The sequence below is a fragment of the Moellerella wisconsensis ATCC 35017 genome (genome assembly GCF_001294465.1).
Taxonomy (GTDB): domain Bacteria; phylum Pseudomonadota; class Gammaproteobacteria; order Enterobacterales; family Enterobacteriaceae; genus Moellerella; species Moellerella wisconsensis.
In genome coordinates, this window is record NZ_LGAA01000047.1 from 1 (window position 1) to 480 (window position 480).

Annotated in this window: 1 protein-coding gene; it reads left to right on the forward strand. The window is 38.3% G+C overall.

What is annotated here, in order from left to right:
* The coding region (locus tag M992_RS15255; protein WP_147638196.1) for a hypothetical protein at positions 1-480 on the forward strand (480 nt) is incomplete at both ends.

Sequence of the window (480 nt, forward strand, 5' to 3'; positions counted from 1 at the left end):
ACGGTTGAGAATAACTTATTATCGAATAAATTCGGTGTTGATAAGTTAAATGACAAAGGGAAGGCACTTCATAAAAAGCTAGAAGAAGCGGGTATTGGTGGCGTTGATGATTTACAAGCCAAATTTGTTGGCTGTAATGGAAATGCCGATTGTGAACGAAATGTTCGCAACGAATACCGAAATCAAGAAAAAGCCGCAGGTGAAAAACTTGTTGGTCTATATCAATCAGGTCAGTTAAGTAAAGAAGAGTTTAACTACCTTGTTACTGAATACACTACGGCAATGCTGTTGGGGATAGAACAAGGTGAAAAGCTCAGTGATACAGGATTTAGCTGGATTGGTGATATTTACCGTTTATCCGGTAGTGACTGGACAGTCGCAGGGCAAATAAATAATCCTTATTTAAATGCCATTAGAAGTAGTGAACTCATTGCTGATTGGAAAGCTCAAGGATTGAGCGATGAGAAAATCCAAGAAAAA